14 protein-coding genes are annotated in these 15,227 nt (G+C 70.1%); 7 read left to right on the top strand and 7 right to left on the bottom strand.

All coding sequences use genetic code 11. The features are described 5' to 3' along the window. Positions 1 to 154 precede the first annotated feature (154 nt). Positions 155 to 1,552 carry an FAD-binding oxidoreductase gene (locus AB4079_RS14955; RefSeq protein ID WP_441788099.1) on the bottom strand — a complete coding sequence of 466 codons (1,398 nt, stop codon included), beginning with the start codon at positions 1,550 to 1,552 and terminating at the stop codon, positions 155 to 157. Positions 1,553 to 1,643: 91 nt separating this feature from the next. Here AB4079_RS14955 and AB4079_RS14960 point away from each other — a divergent pair, with 91 nt between their 5' ends. The 6 genes from AB4079_RS14960 (at position 1,644) to AB4079_RS14985 (ending at position 6,698) form a co-directional block, all read left to right on the top strand. Continuing rightward, entirely contained in the window at positions 1,644 to 3,179 is a 1,536-nt protein-coding gene (locus AB4079_RS14960; protein ID WP_441788100.1) for a DNA-3-methyladenine glycosylase 2 family protein, read from the top strand. Between the two features lie 186 nt (positions 3,180 to 3,365). After that, positions 3,366 to 4,187: a glycosyltransferase gene (locus AB4079_RS14965; RefSeq protein ID WP_441788101.1), complete on the top strand. Its 822-nt coding sequence runs from the start codon at positions 3,366 to 3,368 to the stop codon at positions 4,185 to 4,187. Between the two features lie 55 nt (positions 4,188 to 4,242). Continuing rightward, the gene (locus AB4079_RS14970) at positions 4,243 to 5,118 is read left to right on the top strand and encodes a fumarylacetoacetate hydrolase family protein (RefSeq protein ID WP_441788102.1); all 876 of its coding nucleotides are present in this window, start codon (positions 4,243 to 4,245) and stop codon (positions 5,116 to 5,118) included. 36 nt (positions 5,119 to 5,154) lie between these two features. After that, positions 5,155 to 6,060, top strand: a complete 906-nt coding sequence (locus tag AB4079_RS14975) for an alpha/beta fold hydrolase (RefSeq protein WP_441788103.1) — start codon at positions 5,155 to 5,157, stop codon at positions 6,058 to 6,060. Between the two features lie 82 nt (positions 6,061 to 6,142). Then, the gene (locus tag AB4079_RS14980; protein ID WP_441788104.1) at positions 6,143 to 6,355 is read left to right on the top strand and encodes a hypothetical protein; all 213 of its coding nucleotides are present in this window, start codon (positions 6,143 to 6,145) and stop codon (positions 6,353 to 6,355) included. Positions 6,356 to 6,413: 58 nt separating this feature from the next. Further along, positions 6,414 to 6,698 carry a hypothetical protein gene (locus AB4079_RS14985; protein WP_441788105.1) on the top strand — a complete coding sequence of 95 codons (285 nt, stop codon included), beginning with the start codon at positions 6,414 to 6,416 and terminating at the stop codon, positions 6,696 to 6,698. Between the two features lie 170 nt (positions 6,699 to 6,868). Here the strand turns inward: AB4079_RS14985 and AB4079_RS14990 are convergent, their stop codons facing one another. From AB4079_RS14990 to AB4079_RS15005, 4 genes are all read right to left on the bottom strand, one after another. Further along, positions 6,869 to 8,443 (bottom strand): aspartate ammonia-lyase, encoded by a 1,575-nt coding sequence (locus tag AB4079_RS14990; protein WP_441788142.1) that lies wholly within the window; start codon positions 8,441 to 8,443, stop codon positions 6,869 to 6,871. 164 nt (positions 8,444 to 8,607) lie between these two features. Continuing rightward, the gene (locus AB4079_RS14995; RefSeq protein WP_441788106.1) at positions 8,608 to 9,990 is read right to left on the bottom strand and encodes an aldehyde dehydrogenase family protein; all 1,383 of its coding nucleotides are present in this window, start codon (positions 9,988 to 9,990) and stop codon (positions 8,608 to 8,610) included. A 21-nt stretch (positions 9,991 to 10,011) separates the two neighbouring features. Beyond that, a complete protein-coding gene (gene trmB, locus AB4079_RS15000; protein ID WP_441788107.1) occupies positions 10,012 to 10,695 on the bottom strand; it encodes a tRNA (guanosine(46)-N7)-methyltransferase TrmB in 684 nt (227 codons plus the stop codon). Positions 10,696 to 10,721: 26 nt separating this feature from the next. Next, a complete protein-coding gene (locus AB4079_RS15005; RefSeq protein WP_441788108.1) occupies positions 10,722 to 12,047 on the bottom strand; it encodes an NCS2 family permease in 1,326 nt (441 codons plus the stop codon). Positions 12,048 to 12,288: 241 nt separating this feature from the next. On the opposite strand from AB4079_RS15005, the gene AB4079_RS15010 reads away from it, so the two are divergent. After that, positions 12,289 to 13,566, top strand: a complete 1,278-nt coding sequence (locus tag AB4079_RS15010) for a uracil-xanthine permease family protein (protein WP_441788109.1) — start codon at positions 12,289 to 12,291, stop codon at positions 13,564 to 13,566. Positions 13,567 to 13,635: 69 nt separating this feature from the next. On the opposite strand, the gene AB4079_RS15015 is transcribed toward AB4079_RS15010, so the two are convergent. Further along, the gene (locus AB4079_RS15015; RefSeq protein ID WP_441788110.1) at positions 13,636 to 13,968 is read right to left on the bottom strand and encodes a peptidase; all 333 of its coding nucleotides are present in this window, start codon (positions 13,966 to 13,968) and stop codon (positions 13,636 to 13,638) included. After that, positions 13,965 to 15,179 carry an anion permease gene (locus tag AB4079_RS15020; RefSeq protein WP_441788111.1) on the bottom strand — a complete coding sequence of 405 codons (1,215 nt, stop codon included), beginning with the start codon at positions 15,177 to 15,179 and terminating at the stop codon, positions 13,965 to 13,967. The genes AB4079_RS15015 and AB4079_RS15020 overlap by 4 nt, the downstream gene beginning before the upstream one ends. Positions 15,180 to 15,227 lie beyond the last annotated feature (48 nt).

The following is a 15,227-nucleotide window of genomic DNA, read 5'->3' on the forward strand; positions in this document are numbered from 1 at the left end:
CAACCGGTGCGGCGGTGCTGCGTCAAAGTGCGTTCGCTCACCGCGCATCCAAATCCAGGGTTGCGTTCGCCGCCCTGCGGGGGCATCCTTAAGGCCATAACTCGTTCCCCCGGTTGAGCTGCAGGCAGCGCCGCACCACCGGGGGTCGAGTCTGTTAAGGGCCGCCGAAGACCTTCCCCGGGTTGAGGATTCCGAGCGGATCGAACACCGACTTCAGCTTCACCTGGAGGTCGTAGGAGTCCGGCCCCAGCTCGTCCGCCAGCCAGCGGCGCTTCAGAACGCCGACACCGTGCTCGCCGGTCAGCGTGCCACCGAGCTCGATCGCCGTGCGGAACAGGTCGTTGGCGGCGTCCCACACCTCCGCCGGGACGGTGTCGCCGGTGTACACGAAGTTGGGGTGCAGGTTGCCGTCGCCCGCGTGCGCCACGGTGGGGATGGGGATGCCGTACCGCGCCGAGATGCGCTCGATCGCCGCGAACATCTCGGGCATGCGCGAGCGCGGCACGGCCACATCCTCGATCAGCACCTCTCCGCGGGAGGCGAGCGCCGGGTGGAACGCCCGGCGAAGGGCGAGCAGGCGTTCGCCCTCTTCGGCATCGGCGGCGACGCGGACGGTGCCGCCGGTCTCGGTCAGGACGTCCGCCGCTGCGCCCGCGTCGGCCGCGGCCGTCGCCCCGTCGAACTGGACCATCAGGTAGGCCGCCCCGCTGCTCGCACCGAACGCCTCCGCGATGCGCTCCTCCCCCAGGTACGCCGAGATCCGCTCCAGAGCCTGCGCATCCAGCAGCTCCATCACGGCCGGGCGCAGTCGCGCCGCGGTGATGCGCGCGGAGGCCTCCGCCGCCGCACGGACGTCGGCGAACAGCGCGCCGAGCGTGACGGGCTCTCCCGGCGGGATGGGCTGCACGCGCACGGTCGCCCCGACGATCACCCCGAGGGTTCCCTCCGATCCGACAAAGAGAGCCGTGAGGTCGTAGCCGGTCACGCCCTTCACCGTGCGGTGCCCTGTGTGGACGATCCGCCCGTCGGCGAGCACCACCGTCAGGGCGAGCACCGCCTCCCGCGTGACACCGTACTTGGCGCAGAGCAGGCCGCCGGCGTTCGTCGCGATGTTGCCGCCGATTGTCGAGATGGCCTTGCTCGCCGGGTCGGGGGCGAAGAACAAGCCGAACGGTTCCAGCGCCGCGTTCAGGTCACTGTTGATGACGCCCGGTTCGACGACCGCCAGCTGGTCCTCCGCGGAGATCTCGAGGATGCGGTTCATCCCGGAGACATCGAGCACGATCGAGCCGTCCGTCCCATTCGCGCCGCCGGCGAGGCCGGTGCCGGCTCCGCGCGGCACCACGGGGACGCGGAACTCGCTCGCCGCGCGCAGCACGGCCTGCACGTGCTCGACGGAGCGCGCGGTGACGATGGCGCGCGGGGCGCCGGGCGCGATCCACCCGGAGCGGTCGGTGCGCGCCGCATCCAGCAACGCCGGATCGGTCGTGAGCACACCGGCGGCGAGCGCCTCTTCGCCGAGGGCGGCCGAGAGCCAGTCGAGTACGTCCATCCCCTCAGGCTAGCGAGCGCGCGGAGGCACGCTGCGAGGTCATGTCCGATTTCCGCTATCGTCTGTCGGTGGGCGGTGTCAGGCTGAGGGTATGAGAACCGAAGCGACCGCCATGGCGGCCACCGACCGAACCTCGGAGGGCCCGCTCGCCGACCCGGTCTTCGCCGAGCGGTACCGGGCGATGAGCGCACGGGATGCGCGGTTCGACGGCCAGTTCATCACCGGCGTGCATTCGACCGGCATCTACTGCCGCCCGAGTTGCCCGGCGGTCACACCGAAGCCCGGAAACGTCTCCTTCTACCTGACCGCCGCTGCGGCCCACGAAGCCGGACTGCGGGCCTGCAAGCGCTGCCTGCCCGACGCCGTCCCCGGCTCGCCGGAATGGAACGTCCGCGACGACCTCGCCGCGCGCGCCATGCGGCTCATCGCCGACGGGACGGTCGAACGGGAGGGCGTCCCCGGCCTCGCGCGACGCCTCGGCTACACGTCGCGGCATCTGAACCGCGTGCTCACGGCCGAACTCGGCGCCGGACCGCTGGCGCTCGCGCGAGCCCATCGTGCGCAGACCGCTCGGCTGCTCCTCACCGGCACCGACCTCCCGATCACCGACGTCGCCTTCGCAGCCGGCTTCAGCAGCGTCCGCCAGTTCAACGAGACGATGGCCGAGGTGTACCGGCTGACGCCCGGAGCCGTGCGGGCGGCGGCGCGCCGCTCCCCCGCGGCGGTGCACCGCCAGCAGGGCGCCGTCACGCTGAGTCTTCGGCTGCCCGCGCGGGCGCCGTTCGACGGCGCCGGGCTGCTCGGGTTCCTGGGGGCGCGCGCGATCGAGCGCGTGGAGTCCACGACGACCGGCCCGGACGGGCCGGGCTATGCACGAGCCCTCCGGCTGCCGCACGGCCCTGCTGCGGTGCGGCTCACGCTGACCGGCTCGGCCCAGGCGCCCGCGGTGCAGTGCGACGCCGCCCTGGCCGACGTGGCGGACCTGGCACCTCTGGTGGCGCGGGTTCGGCGACTGCTCGACCTGGATGCGGACGCCGAAGCGATCGACGCTGCACTCGCAAGCGACCCCGCGCTCGCCCCGAGCGTCGCCGCCGCCCCGGGCCTCCGCCTTCCCGGAGCGGTGGACGCCGACGAGATCGTCTTCCGTGCGCTCATCGGACAGCAGGTGTCCGTGGCGGCGGCGCGAACTGCGCTCGCGCGGCTCACCGACGCGCTGGGCGAACCGATCGCCCTCAGCGCGCCGGTCTCCTTCAGCCGACTGTTCCCGACCGCGACGGCTATCGCCGAACACGGCCGGGACGTGCTGCGCGGGCCGGCCCGACGCATCGACGCGATCATCGGTGTCGCGGAGGCCCTCGCCGACGGCAGCCTCAGCATCGACGTCGGCGAGTCGCGGGACGACCTGGAGCGGCGGCTGCTCGCCCTGCCGGGGATCGGCCCGTGGACGGCCGGCTACATCGCGCTCCGTGTGCTGGGCAGCCCCGACATCCTGCTCACCGGCGACCTTGCGTTGCGGCAGGGAGCGGCACGGCTGGGGCTGCCGTCCGAGCCGCGCGCACTCGCTGCGTACGGTGCGCGCTGGGCGCCGTGGCGGAGCTACGCGGGGTTGCATCTGTGGCGGGTGTGACGGTTGGGCGGGGTGGGGTGCCGTACGTTACCTCGGTCGCAGGCTCCCTCGGCGCTGGGGTCGCGGCATCGCTCCGCGCTGCCCTGAGCTCCACCGCGCGGCATCGCTCCGCGCTGCCCTGAGCTCCACCGCGCGGCATCGCTCCGCGCTGCCCTGAGCTCCACCGCGCGCGCGTAGGATCGGCTCGTGCCCACCGTCTCCGTCGTCATCCCCGTGCTCGACGACTCCGAGATGCTCGCCCGCTGCCTGAGCGACCTCGCCGCCCAGCTGCGGCCCGCCGACGAGATCGTGGTCGTCGACAACGGCAGCACCGACGACACCGCTGCGGTCGCCCGCGCCGCCGGTGCCCGCGTGATCGACCAGCCGCTGCGCGGAATCTGGCCGGCTGCCTCCGCCGGGTACGACGCCGCCACCGGCGACATCATCGCCCGCCTCGACGCCGACTCCCGGCCGCCGGCCGACTGGCTGCTGCACATCGAGGCGGAACTCATCAACGCCCCCGAGATCGGCGTCCTGACCGGTCGCGGTGTCTTCTACGACGGCAACCCGCTCGCCGCCGGCATCGGACAGGTGCTCTACATCGGCGGCTACTTCTGGTCGATGGAGCTGTGGCTCGGCAACCCGCCGATCTTCGGCTCCAACTTCGCCATGCGACGCGACATCTGGCGCGACGTGCGCACCCGCGTGCACCGCGACCGGGGCGACATCCACGACGACCTGGACCTCTCCTTCCACCTCGACCTCGGCACGGTGGTCCGCTACGACGACCGGCTGACGGTCGGGATCTCGGCGCGACCCTTCGCCAGCTGGAACGGACTGGGCCGTCGCCTGCGTTGGGCTTACACCACGCTGAGCATGCACCTGCCCGAGCAGTCCCCGTGGCGACGCCGCATCATCCGGCGACGGCAGGCGCGCGCGCGGTGGAGCTCAGGGCAGCGCGGAGCGATGCGCGACCCCAGCGCCGAGGGAGCCTGCGACCGAGGTAACGAACGGCACCCTGCGGCCTGACGGAGCAAGCGACTGAAGTGACGTACACCGGTCGCATCCCCGATAGCCTGTATCGGTGAGATTCTCGCACCTCAGCACCGCCGCAGATCCCGGGCCCCGCCTGGCCGCCGTCATCGCAGACGGCGCCCTCTTCCTCGACGAGGTGATGGAGCATCCGCCCCGCGACCTGCAAGAGCTCATCGAACGCGGCGACGAGGGCCTGGCCGAGGTGCGCGCCGCGGTCGCCGACGCGGAGGCCACCGGGCGCGAGCTGCCGTCCGTCCACGAGCTGCGCCACGCTTCAGCGGTGCTGCGGCCACCGCACGTCATCGCCATCGGCGCCAACTACGCCGCACACGCGTCCGAGCTGAAACTCCGCAGCGAGAAGGCGGCAACGGTGTTCAACCTGTGGCCGAATTCGCTGGCCGGCCACGGGGGTACGACCACCTGGCCCGCCGACCTGTCCACCCAGGTCGACTACGAAGCGGAACTCGGCGTGATCATCGGCAAGCCGGCCCGCAACGTCCCCGTCCGTGACGCCCTCGACTACGTCTGGGGCTACACCGTCGTCAACGACATCACGGCCCGCGACCTCCAGTTCTCCGAGGCGCAGTGGGCGCGATGCAAGTCGTTCGACGGCTTCACGCCCAACGGCCCGGTCGTCGTGACGGCCGACGAGATCCCCGACCCGCAGGACCTGTGGCTGACCACGAACGTCGACGGCGCCATCCTGCAGGACGCATCCACGGCGGACATGGTGCGGACGGTCGCGGAACTGGTCGAGTTCCTGTCCCGCTCCGCCACCATCCCGCCCGGCACCCTGATCTCGACCGGCAGCCCCGGCGGCGCCGGCTACTCCCGCAACCCGCCGGTCTTCCTGCGCGACCGTTCCACCGTCACGGTGTCCGTCGGCGGGATCGGCTACCTCACGACGTACTGCCGCGTCACCTGAGCCCCGCCAGGCGCGACGGTGGTCTAGCGTAGCTTCGTGTCCATCGGAGAGCGGCGACCCGTCACGGGCGGAGACGACGAGGCAGCACGCCTCGACGCCGCCCTGCCCGACGTCGACTGGTCGGTCGCTCCGGTCGGGACGGTGTTCTCACGCTTCGACGCCCCGAGCGGGCAGCTGGCGGTCGCCTCCCTCGGCGACCCGGCCGACCCGCGCGTCGTCCTGATCCCGGGAGTCACCGGCTCCAAGGAGGACTTCTACCTTCTCGCGCCGGTCCTCGTCGCCGCCGGCTACTACGTGCAGAGCTTCGATCTGGCCGGGCAGTACGAGTCCGCCGATGCGGGACCTCCAGCGGGCGAGCGCTACACCTACGCGCTGCTCACCGGCGATGTCGTGGCCTTCCTCCGCGACGGCGGCCCGGCGCACGTGCTCGGCTATTCTTTCGCGGGCATCCTTGCGCAGCTCGCGCTGGTGACGCATCCCGAGCTCTTCCGCTCCCTCACCCTGCTGACCGCCCCTCCGGAGCCGGGGCAGGCATTCCGCGGCGTGCGCGTGATCGGCTGGCTCAGTTGGCTCACCACGGCGCACCAGGGGGCTTCGCTGATGATCTGGGGGATCACGACGAACAAGAACCGGGTTTCCGAAAGCCGGCTCGCCTTTGTGCGCTCGCGTTTCGCCCTGACCCGTCGCTCCAGCGTGGATGACATCGTCGGTCTGATGAAGCGGGTCCCGGATGTGCGTGCCCGCGTTGCCGCGACGGGCATCCCCCTGCTCATCGCGACGGGCGACCACGACCTCTGGCCCACCCATCTCCACGCGGCGAACGCGCAGGCGCTGCGGGGCCGGCTGGCCGTGTACCGAACTGGTCACAGCCCGTGCGAGACCGCGCCGCACCAGCTGGGCCGGGACATGATCGCCCTGTTCCACGAGGCCGAATTGCGCTGACGTGTCCCCCGTTTAGGGGATAGACGCACGGATCACCGCCGACCGACGATGAGCGGGCAGCGAGGGAGGCGAGGATGTAGAGATGTCCGAAGACGACGCCATGCACCCGCCGCACGCGCCACGGATTCGAGAGCACGTCGGGATGGTCCGCTGGCAGCGCACCGGCGACGGCGACTGGTGCGCCGAGACCGCCCTCGGCCAGTACGTCGGCGGCGACAGCCATCGCTGGCGGGTTCGACTCTACTCAGGCGTCGAACTGGAATACGACCTCGCGGTGTGGGCCCCGTTCCAGTGACGGCGTCCTCCCGAGAGGGGGGTCGACCGAGCCCGCCGGCACCGCTAGGGTTCGGTGCATGAGTTTGCATGCATCTGGCGCATCGATGCTCCGCTGCGTGCTCGTCGCGGAGGACGGCACCGAGAACATCCTGACCGTTCCCTCGTTCGCACCGGAACCGCCGGCGCGCATCCGCGTGCCCGGCTCCCTGGGCGGAGCGGCGGTCTCCGACGTCTTCGCGCTGTCCCACACCCGCGAACAGCCACCCGAGGCCGTCTACATGTACGTCGCCACCGTGCCCCGCAGCACCGACGAGCTGCCGGACGCGGAGCCCGGCGAGCAGGGGCCGCTGCTCCCGGACTGACCTTCACGGAGCATCGGGTGCCGGCGCCTGGTGCAGCGAGGTACTCACGACACCGGCACCCTTGCCGTCGTGACCGCACGACGACCTCTGTTCAGGTCCATGGCCAGCTTGGCCGTCCGCAGAGCAATCTGGCTAGAGGCGGCTCAGCCGTCGACCGCTCGAGCGGACTGCTACTCCGACTCCTGCCGCGCCTCCGCGATGGCATCCGCCTCGATCACCGGGATGGCCGTTGTGATGACCTCCAGGCCGCTCAGGCGTGCTGGGGACAGCAGCCGGGTGACCTCCTCCCGGCTCATCAGCTTCGCCTCGACGACCAGGTCGGCGACATTGTGGCCGGTGAGCAGCGCCGACTTCGCGAGAGCAGCCGAGGCTGCGTAACCGATGTGCGGGGTCAGCGCCGTGATGACACCAACGGACGAGCCGACCATCGCGCCGAGGCGCTCCTCATTGGCGGTGATGCCGTCGACGCAGTTGACGCGCAGCGTGTGGAACGCCTGGGTCATCCACGTGACGCTCTGCAGCAACGAGTGAGCGATGACCGGCTCGAAGGGGTTGAGCTGCAGCTGGCCGCCCTCCGCCGCCATGGTGACCGTCACATCCGCGCCGGCCACCGAGAAGGCCACCTGGTTCACGACCTCGGGGATGACCGGGTTGACCTTGCCCGGCATGATGCTGGAGCCGGCCTGGCGGGCGGGCAGGTTGATCTCACCGAGGCCGGCCTGCGGGCCGGAGGAGAGCAGACGGAGGTCGTTGCAGATCTTCGACAGCTTGATCGCGCTGCGCTTGAGCGACCCCGAGAACGACATGAACGCGCCGGCGTCGCTGGTCGACTCGATCAGGTCGGGAGCCGTCTCCAAGTTGAGGCCGGTGATCGCGTTGAGGTGCCGGACCGCCGCTGCAGCGTAGCCGGGGTCGGCGGTGATGCCTGTGCCGATCGCGGTGGCGCCGAGGTTGATCTCGGCAAGCAGCCACTTCGTCTCGGTGAGACGCGCGTGGTCCTCGGTGAGCGTGGTGGCGAAGCCGTGGAACTCCTGGCCGAGCGTCATCGGCACGGCGTCCTGCAGCTGCGTGCGGCCGACCTTCAGGATGTTGCGGAACTCCTTGCCCTTGCTCGCGAAGGAGTCGCGGAGCAGCGCCAGCTCGTCGAGCAGGTGGGCGAGCGCGAACGTCAGCCCGATCTTGATGGCGGTGGGATAGGTGTCGTTGGTGCTCTGGCTGCGGTTGACATCGTCGATGGGGTGCAGGTGCGCGTAGTCGCCCTTGGGGTGGCCGTCGAGCTCGAGCGCGATGTTCGCGATGACCTCGTTGGCGTTCATGTTGGTGGAGGTGCCGGCGCCGCCCTGCATGACGCCCACGACGAACTGGTCGTGGAAGCGGCCGTCGATGATCAGCTGGCAGGCCCGATCGATCAGGTCGGCCTTGTGCGGCTCCAGCACGCCCGTCTCCAGGTTCGCGCGGGCAGCGGCCTGCTTCACACTGGCCAGCGCGACGATCAGGTCCGGGTAGACGGAGATCGGCCGCTTCGCGATTTGGAAGTTCTCGAGCGCTCGTGAGGTGTGGACGCCCCAGTAGGCGTCGGCCGGGATCTCACGGCTGCCGAGGGAGTCGGTCTCGGTTCGGGTTGCGCGCCCGTCCGCGCTCGGTGTCGGGACGTCGGAGACGTTCTCGGATGCGTCTGTGACTGCTTCTGCGACGTTCTCGCTCTCGGCGACGACGGGGATGGGGGCCGTCTTCGGTTCGTCCATGGTTGCTGTCGGGTTCACGGTTGGCACCGTTGCCTCTCGTTGTGCGTTGGCATGCGTTCATGCCGGATGTTCGTGGCTCCGGCAGTGCCGAGCCTACCCCCGCCTCCACACCGTTCGGTGGACGCGCTGTACCGCGTCCGGTGGCCCGTTCGACAGCGTGTCGATCAGCCGAGCTTGCGCAGGAGACCCCGCGCGAAGCGATCCTTCGCTTCGGTGTACGGCGGGTAGACGAGCTGCAAGGTGTCGGGACTCAGCGGCTTGCTCAGCACCGCCTTCTCGTGGCTGAACGTCCGCAGCGACCGCTCGCCGTGGTACGCGCCCGCACCGCTCTCCCCCACTCCGCCGAACGGGAGCCCGGCCACGGCGAGGTGCGCCGCGGGGACGCCGAATCCGACCGCGCCGGAGCTCGTCTCGGTGAGGATGCGGCGGCGCACGGTGGCGCTGGACGTGAACACGTAGAGGGCGAGCGGCTTGTCGCCGGCGCGGATGAACCGGATGGCGTCGTCCACGCCGTCGACCGGCAGGATGGGGAGGATCGGCCCGAAGATCTCCTCCGCCATCGCCGGTGACCCCTCGGCCACATCGGTCAGCACGGTCGGCCCCAGATATCGGGTGGCCGCGTCATGGTCGCCGCCGACGACGGCGGTGCCCGAGCCGAGCATCCCGGTCAGGCGGGCGAAGTGCCGGTCGTTGACGATGCGGCCGTAGTCGGGGCTCAGTGACGGGTCGTCGCCGTAGAGGTCGCGGACGGCCTCGCGGAGCGCTGTGGCCAGCCGGGGGGCGACATCCCGGTCGGCGAGCACATAGTCCGGCGCGACGCAGGTCTGCCCAGCGTTCATGAACTTGCCCCACGCGATGCGCCGCGCGACCGCTGCCACATCCACCGTGCGGTCGACGTACACCGGCGACTTGCCGCCGAGTTCGAGCGTGACCGGGGTGAGGTGCTCGGCCGCCGCGGCGGCGACGATCCGGCCGACGCGGCCGTTCCCGGTGAAGAAGATGTGGTCCCAGCGCTGCGCCAGGAGGTCGGTCGTGTCCTCGGCCCCGCCTTCGACGACCGCTACAGCGCGGGTGTCCAGGTATTCCGGGATCAGGCGGGCCATGACGGCGGAGGTCGCCGGCGCCAACTCGCTCGGCTTCAGCACCACGGCGTTCCCCGCGGCGAGAGCGCCGACCAGTGGCGCCAGCAGGAGCTGCACGGGATAGTTCCAGGGGGCGATCACCAGCACCACCCCGACCGGCTCCAACACGGTGAAGGCACGCGCCGGCAGCAGCGCGCCGGGGACGGACACGCGACGCGGACGCAACCAGCGCCGCAGGTGCTTCACCGTGTGGTCGATCTCGCCCACCACGAAACCGATCTCGGCGATCTGCGATTCGGTCGGGTTCTTCGCGAGGTCCGCGAGCAGCCCATCCTCGATGTCCGCTGCCCGCTCGGTGAGCATCCGCCGGAGGGCCCGCAGTTGGGCCAGGCGCCAGGCGAGCGGCTTGGTGGCCCCCCGCTCGAAGGCGGACCGGAGCTGCTCGACCGTGCGCGCGTGCGTCATGCGCCCATCCTAGGGAGGCGGTCAGCCGGCGGGCCGGTAGGCGAGGTCGAAGATGGCGTGGCCGAGGCGCTCGCCCCGACGCTCGAACTTGGTCACCGGGCGGTCGTCCGGACGCGGCACGAAGTGTGCGTCGCCCGCCAGGTTGACCAGGCCGGGCTCGGCATCCAGTACCTCGATCATGTGCTCGGCGTAGGGCTCCCAGTCGGTGGCCAGCCGCAGCACGCCGTCCGGGGCGAGGGCGTGCAGCAGGATTCGCGCCACGTCGGGCTGGATCAGCCGCCTGCGGTGGTGCCGCACCTTCGGCCACGGGTCGGGGAAGAAGACGAGGATCTCGGCCACCGACCCCGCCGCGATCCCGCGCTCGAACACCTCAACGGCGTCATGCCGCACCACCCGGATGTTGCCCAGCCCACGATCCCGGATCCCCGCCAACACGCGGCCGACGCCAGCGCCGTGCACCTCGATGCCGAGGAAATCGCGGTCCGGATGACGTTCGGCCAGGGTCAGCAGGTTCTCGCCGTTGCCGAAGCCGATCTCGACGACGCGCGCTGCGCAGCGGCCGAACACGGCGTCGAGGTCGAGCGGCGAACCGTCGAAGTCGACGCCGAACGTCGGCCACAGCTCATCGATGGCGCGCTGCTGCGCCTCGGTCTTGCGTCCCCGGACGACGAAGCTGTGCGGCCGGACGAGGGGGGATGGTTCCATCCCCCCATTGTCCCAGACGCCCCCGCTCAGACCTGCCCGAGCAGTCCTTCGATGGGGCCGCGCGCGAAGTAGATCAGGAAGCCGGCCGCGACGATCCACAGCAGAGGGCTGATCTCGCGGCCCTTGCCGGCCAGCGAGCGGATGAGCACCCAGCTGATGAAGCCGACACCGATGCCGTTCGCGATCGAGTAGGTCAGCGGCATGACGATGATCGTCAGGAACACCGGCAGCACGACCGAGAACTCGGTGAAGTCGATGTGGCGGATCTGCACGACCATCAGAGCACCGACGACGACCAGGGCGGCCGCGGCCACCTCGAGCGGCACCACCTGGGTGAGCGGCGTGAAGAACATCGCGAGCAGGAACAGGGCTCCGGTGACGACACTGGCGAAACCGGTCTTGGCGCCCTCACCGATGCCGGAGGCGGACTCGACGAACACCGTGTTGGACGACGACGATGTGCCACCGCCGACGATCGCGCCGACACCTTCCACGATCAGCGCCGACTGCAGGCGCGGGAACGTGCCGTCCTCGTTCGCGAGACCCGCGCTGCGCGCCAGCCCCGTCATCGAGCCCATGGCGTCGAAGAAGTTGGTGAAGACGAGCGTGAAGATCAGCATCGTCGCGGCCAGCGCGCCGATACGGCCGAAGGCGCCGAACAGGTCGACCTGGCCGACCAGGCTGAGGTCGGGCAGCGAGACGAGCGAGGTCGGCAGCTGCGGGACCGTGAGGTTCCAGCCGGCCGCGTTCTTGCCCATCGAGGGTCCGACGTGCCAGATCGCCTCGGCGATGATCGCGACGACGGTCGCGGCCACGATGCCGATGAGCAGTGCGCCCTTGACCTTGCGCGCCATCAGCACGCCCATGATGACCAGTGCGATCAGGAAGGTGATCGTCGGCAGCGTCGCGATGGACCCGGCCTCGCCGAGCTGGACCGGCGGCGACGACAGCGTGGTGGTACGCACGAACCCGCTGTCGACGAAGCCGATGAACGCGATGAAGAGACCGATGCCGACGGTGATCGCCGTCTTCAGCTGGGCCGGGACCGCGTTGAAGATGAGTTTCCGCAGCCCGGTCGCCGACAGCAGCACGATGATGATGCCGTTGATGACGACAAGGCCCATGGCCTCCTGCCAGGTGAGGATCTTCACCACGTTGACCGCGAGGAACGAGTTGATGCCGAGACCCGCGGCGAACGCGAACGGGAGACGCGCCACCAGTCCGAAGAGCAGGGTCATGACGCCGGCACTCAGCGCGGTCACCGCGGCGACCTGCGCCGTTCCGAGCGTGTGGCCCACCACATCCTTCGTCCCGCCCAGGATCAGCGGGTTCAGGATGACGATGTACGCCATGGTGACGAACGTCAGGACGCCGCCACGCACCTCCGTGCCCCAGGTGGTTCCGCGGGCAGTGATCTCGAAGAAACGGTCAAAGCGCCCGGTGACTTTCGTGGGCGGCGCGCTGGTCGAAGTGGAAATGATGCACTCCCGTAGGATCTTGGGGGCGGTGGCCCGGCGGGCATTCAGGTTCGTCGAGTAACGCGCGAATGCGCAGCACAAGCCTATTCCGACTCGAGACCGGTGAAGGACACGCATGACACTGCCCTGGACGCTGCACGGCGACGGCAAGAAGGTGGGCGCACACGAGATCGTGCTGCCCGGGGAGCGGCTCACCTGGTCGCGGACCATCGGGCTGGGTGCGCAGCACGTGGTCGCGATGTTCGGCGCGACCTTCCTGGTGCCCCTGCTGACCGGCTTCCCGCCGGCGACGACGCTGCTGTTCTCCGGTGTGGGCACCCTGCTGTTCCTGGTGATCACCGCCAACCGGCTGCCCAGCTACCTCGGCTCGTCGTTCGCCTTCATCGTCCCGATCGTCGCCGCCACGAAGGCGCACGGGATGCCGTCAGCCCTGTTCGGCATCCTGATCACGGGCATCCTGCTGGCGATCGTCGGCCTCATCGTCATCGGCACTGGGACGCGCTGGATCGACGGACTGATGCCGCCGGTGGTCGCTGGCGCGATCGTCGCCCTGATCGGCTTCAACCTGGCGCCGGCCGCCGGCGCGAACTTCGCCAAGGCGCCCATCACGGCGCTGGTCACACTGGCGGCGGTCATCCTGTGCACGGTGCTGTTCCGCGGGATGCTGGGACGGCTGTCCATCTTCCTCGGCGTCGCCGTGGGCTACGTGTTCGCCGTGCTCGCCGGCCAGGTCGACTTCAGCGGAGTCGCCAAGGCCGACTGGATCGGCCTCCCGCAGTTCACCCTGCCGGCGAACCCGTTTACCGCGCCGGCTTCGACCTGGGGCATCCTGCCGGCGTTCCTGCCGGTCGTGCTCGTGCTCATCGCCGAGAACGTCGGGCACATTCGCGGTGTCGCACAGCTCACCGATCCGTCGGTCAACCGCCTCACCGGCCGGGCGCTCCTCGCCGACGGGGTCGCCACCACGATCGCGGGCTTCTTCGGCGGCTCCGGCACGACGACGTACGGCGAGAACATCGGCGTCATGGCGGCGACCCGCATCTACTCGACGGCCGCGTACTGGGTGGCCGGAGTCGTCGCCATCCTGCTCGGCCTCTCCCCCAAGGTCGGGGCGGTCATCAATACCATCCCGGCCGGAGTCCTCGGCGGCGTCACGACAGCGCTCTACGGCCTGATCGGCATCATCGGCGTGAAGATCTGGCTCGACAACAAGGTCGACTTCTCCAAGCCGAAGAACCAGTTCACCGCAGCCACCGCCCTGATCATCGGCATCGGCGACTTCACCCTGAACCTCGGCCAGCTGACCTTCAACGGCATCGCGCTCGGCGCCATCGCCGCGATCGCCGTCTACCACGCAATGAACGCGATCGCCCGGGTGCGGGGCACGGACTGACCACAGCTATATGACGCAACACGCCGTTTCACCAATGGGTGAGACGGCGTGTTGCGTCACATAGATCGCCTACTGGTGGAAGAACGGGATGATCAGGTACAGCCCGTAGAGAACGGCCAGGGCGCAGGCGGTGAAGCAGGCGTAGGCGCCCGTGAGCGCCAAGCGCTTCTGGCCGGGCGTGAGCGGGTTCTTGCGCTGGGCCTTCTCCGCCTTGCGCTGCAGCTTCGCCGCCCTCTCGGGCGTGATGACGGTGATGGCGTCGGTGAACTCGACCGGCTCGACGAACAGGGCGCGTCCGGCGGCGGCCAGCAGACGGGTGCCGAGCGCGTAGAACGCCACGACGAAGCACGCGCCGAGCAGGGAGGCGGCGAAGACGAGGACGAAGGCTGCCCAGTCGATCATGCGGACTCCTTCCGGGGGCGATCCCGCCTGAGCGGCTTGACCTTCGTGATCCTGACCGCCTTGCCGGAGGCGGCGACCTCGCTCTTGCCCTGCAGCGGCAGGGGCTTCACCGCGTTCTCGCTGGTGACGCGATTGCGGCGGGCGCGCCAGAAGATGTAAGTCACGACGGCCGCCCCGACGACGAGGTCGATGACGACGCCGATCGGACCGACGTCCGCGAGCAGCGCGGCGCCACCACCGACGATGGCGGCGGACGGGAGAGTGAGCAGCCAGCCGACCCCGATCCGCCCGGCTGTGCCCCAGCGGACGGACGAACCGCGACGCCCGAGACCGGAACCGATGACGGAGCCGGATGCCACCTGCGTCGTCGAGAGCGCGAAGCCGAGGTGGCTGGAGGCGAGGATCGTGGCCGCGGTGCTGGTCTCCGCCGCGAAACCCTGTGCCGGCTTGATCTCGGTCAGGCCGCGGCCGAGCGTGCGGATGATGCGCCAGCCGCCCGAGTACGTTCCGATGGCGATGGCGAGGGCGCACGCGATGACGACCCAGATCTCCGGGCCGGAGCCGAGCGGTTGCAGGCCCGCGGAGATCAGCGTGAGCGTGATGACGCCCATCGTCTTCTGCGCATCGTTGGTGCCGTGCGAGAGGGCGACCAGCGAGGACGAGAAGATCTGGCCGTAGCGGAAGCCGCCGCGGCCATCCGGTCGCCCGTCGTAGCGGCGAGTGATCCAGTACGCCAGCTTCGTCGCACTCCACGCGACCACTCCGGCCGTGAACGGGGCTATGACCGCCGGCAGGATCACCTTGTCGAGCACCACGACGAAGTCGACGGACTGGATGCCCGTGCCGACGATCGCCGCGCCGATCAGGCCGCCGAACAGGGCGTGGCTGGAGGACGACGGCAGGCCGTAGAGCCAGGTCACCATGTTCCAGACGATGGCTCCGACCAGGCCCGCGAAGATGAGCACCGGCGTGATCTGCACGCCGCCTTCACCCTCACGGATGATCCCGCCCGAGATGGTCTTGGCCACCTCCGTGGAGAGGAACGCGCCGACCAGGTTGAGCACGGCGGCGAGCGCCACGGCCACTTTCGGCCGCATCGCACCGGTCGCGATGGGGGTCGCCATCGCGTTGGCGGTGTCGTGGAAGCCGTTCGTGAAGTCGAAGAAGAGCGCCAGCAGAATGACCAGCACGACGATGAGGGTGAGGTCCACCGTTCCCCTTCTTGCAGTTAGGTCGCCTCGTGTCGGATGCCGTCCCAC

It is taken from the genome of Leifsonia sp. 2MCAF36 (assembly GCF_052115525.1).
Classification (GTDB): Bacteria; Actinomycetota; Actinomycetes; order Actinomycetales; family Microbacteriaceae; genus Leifsonia.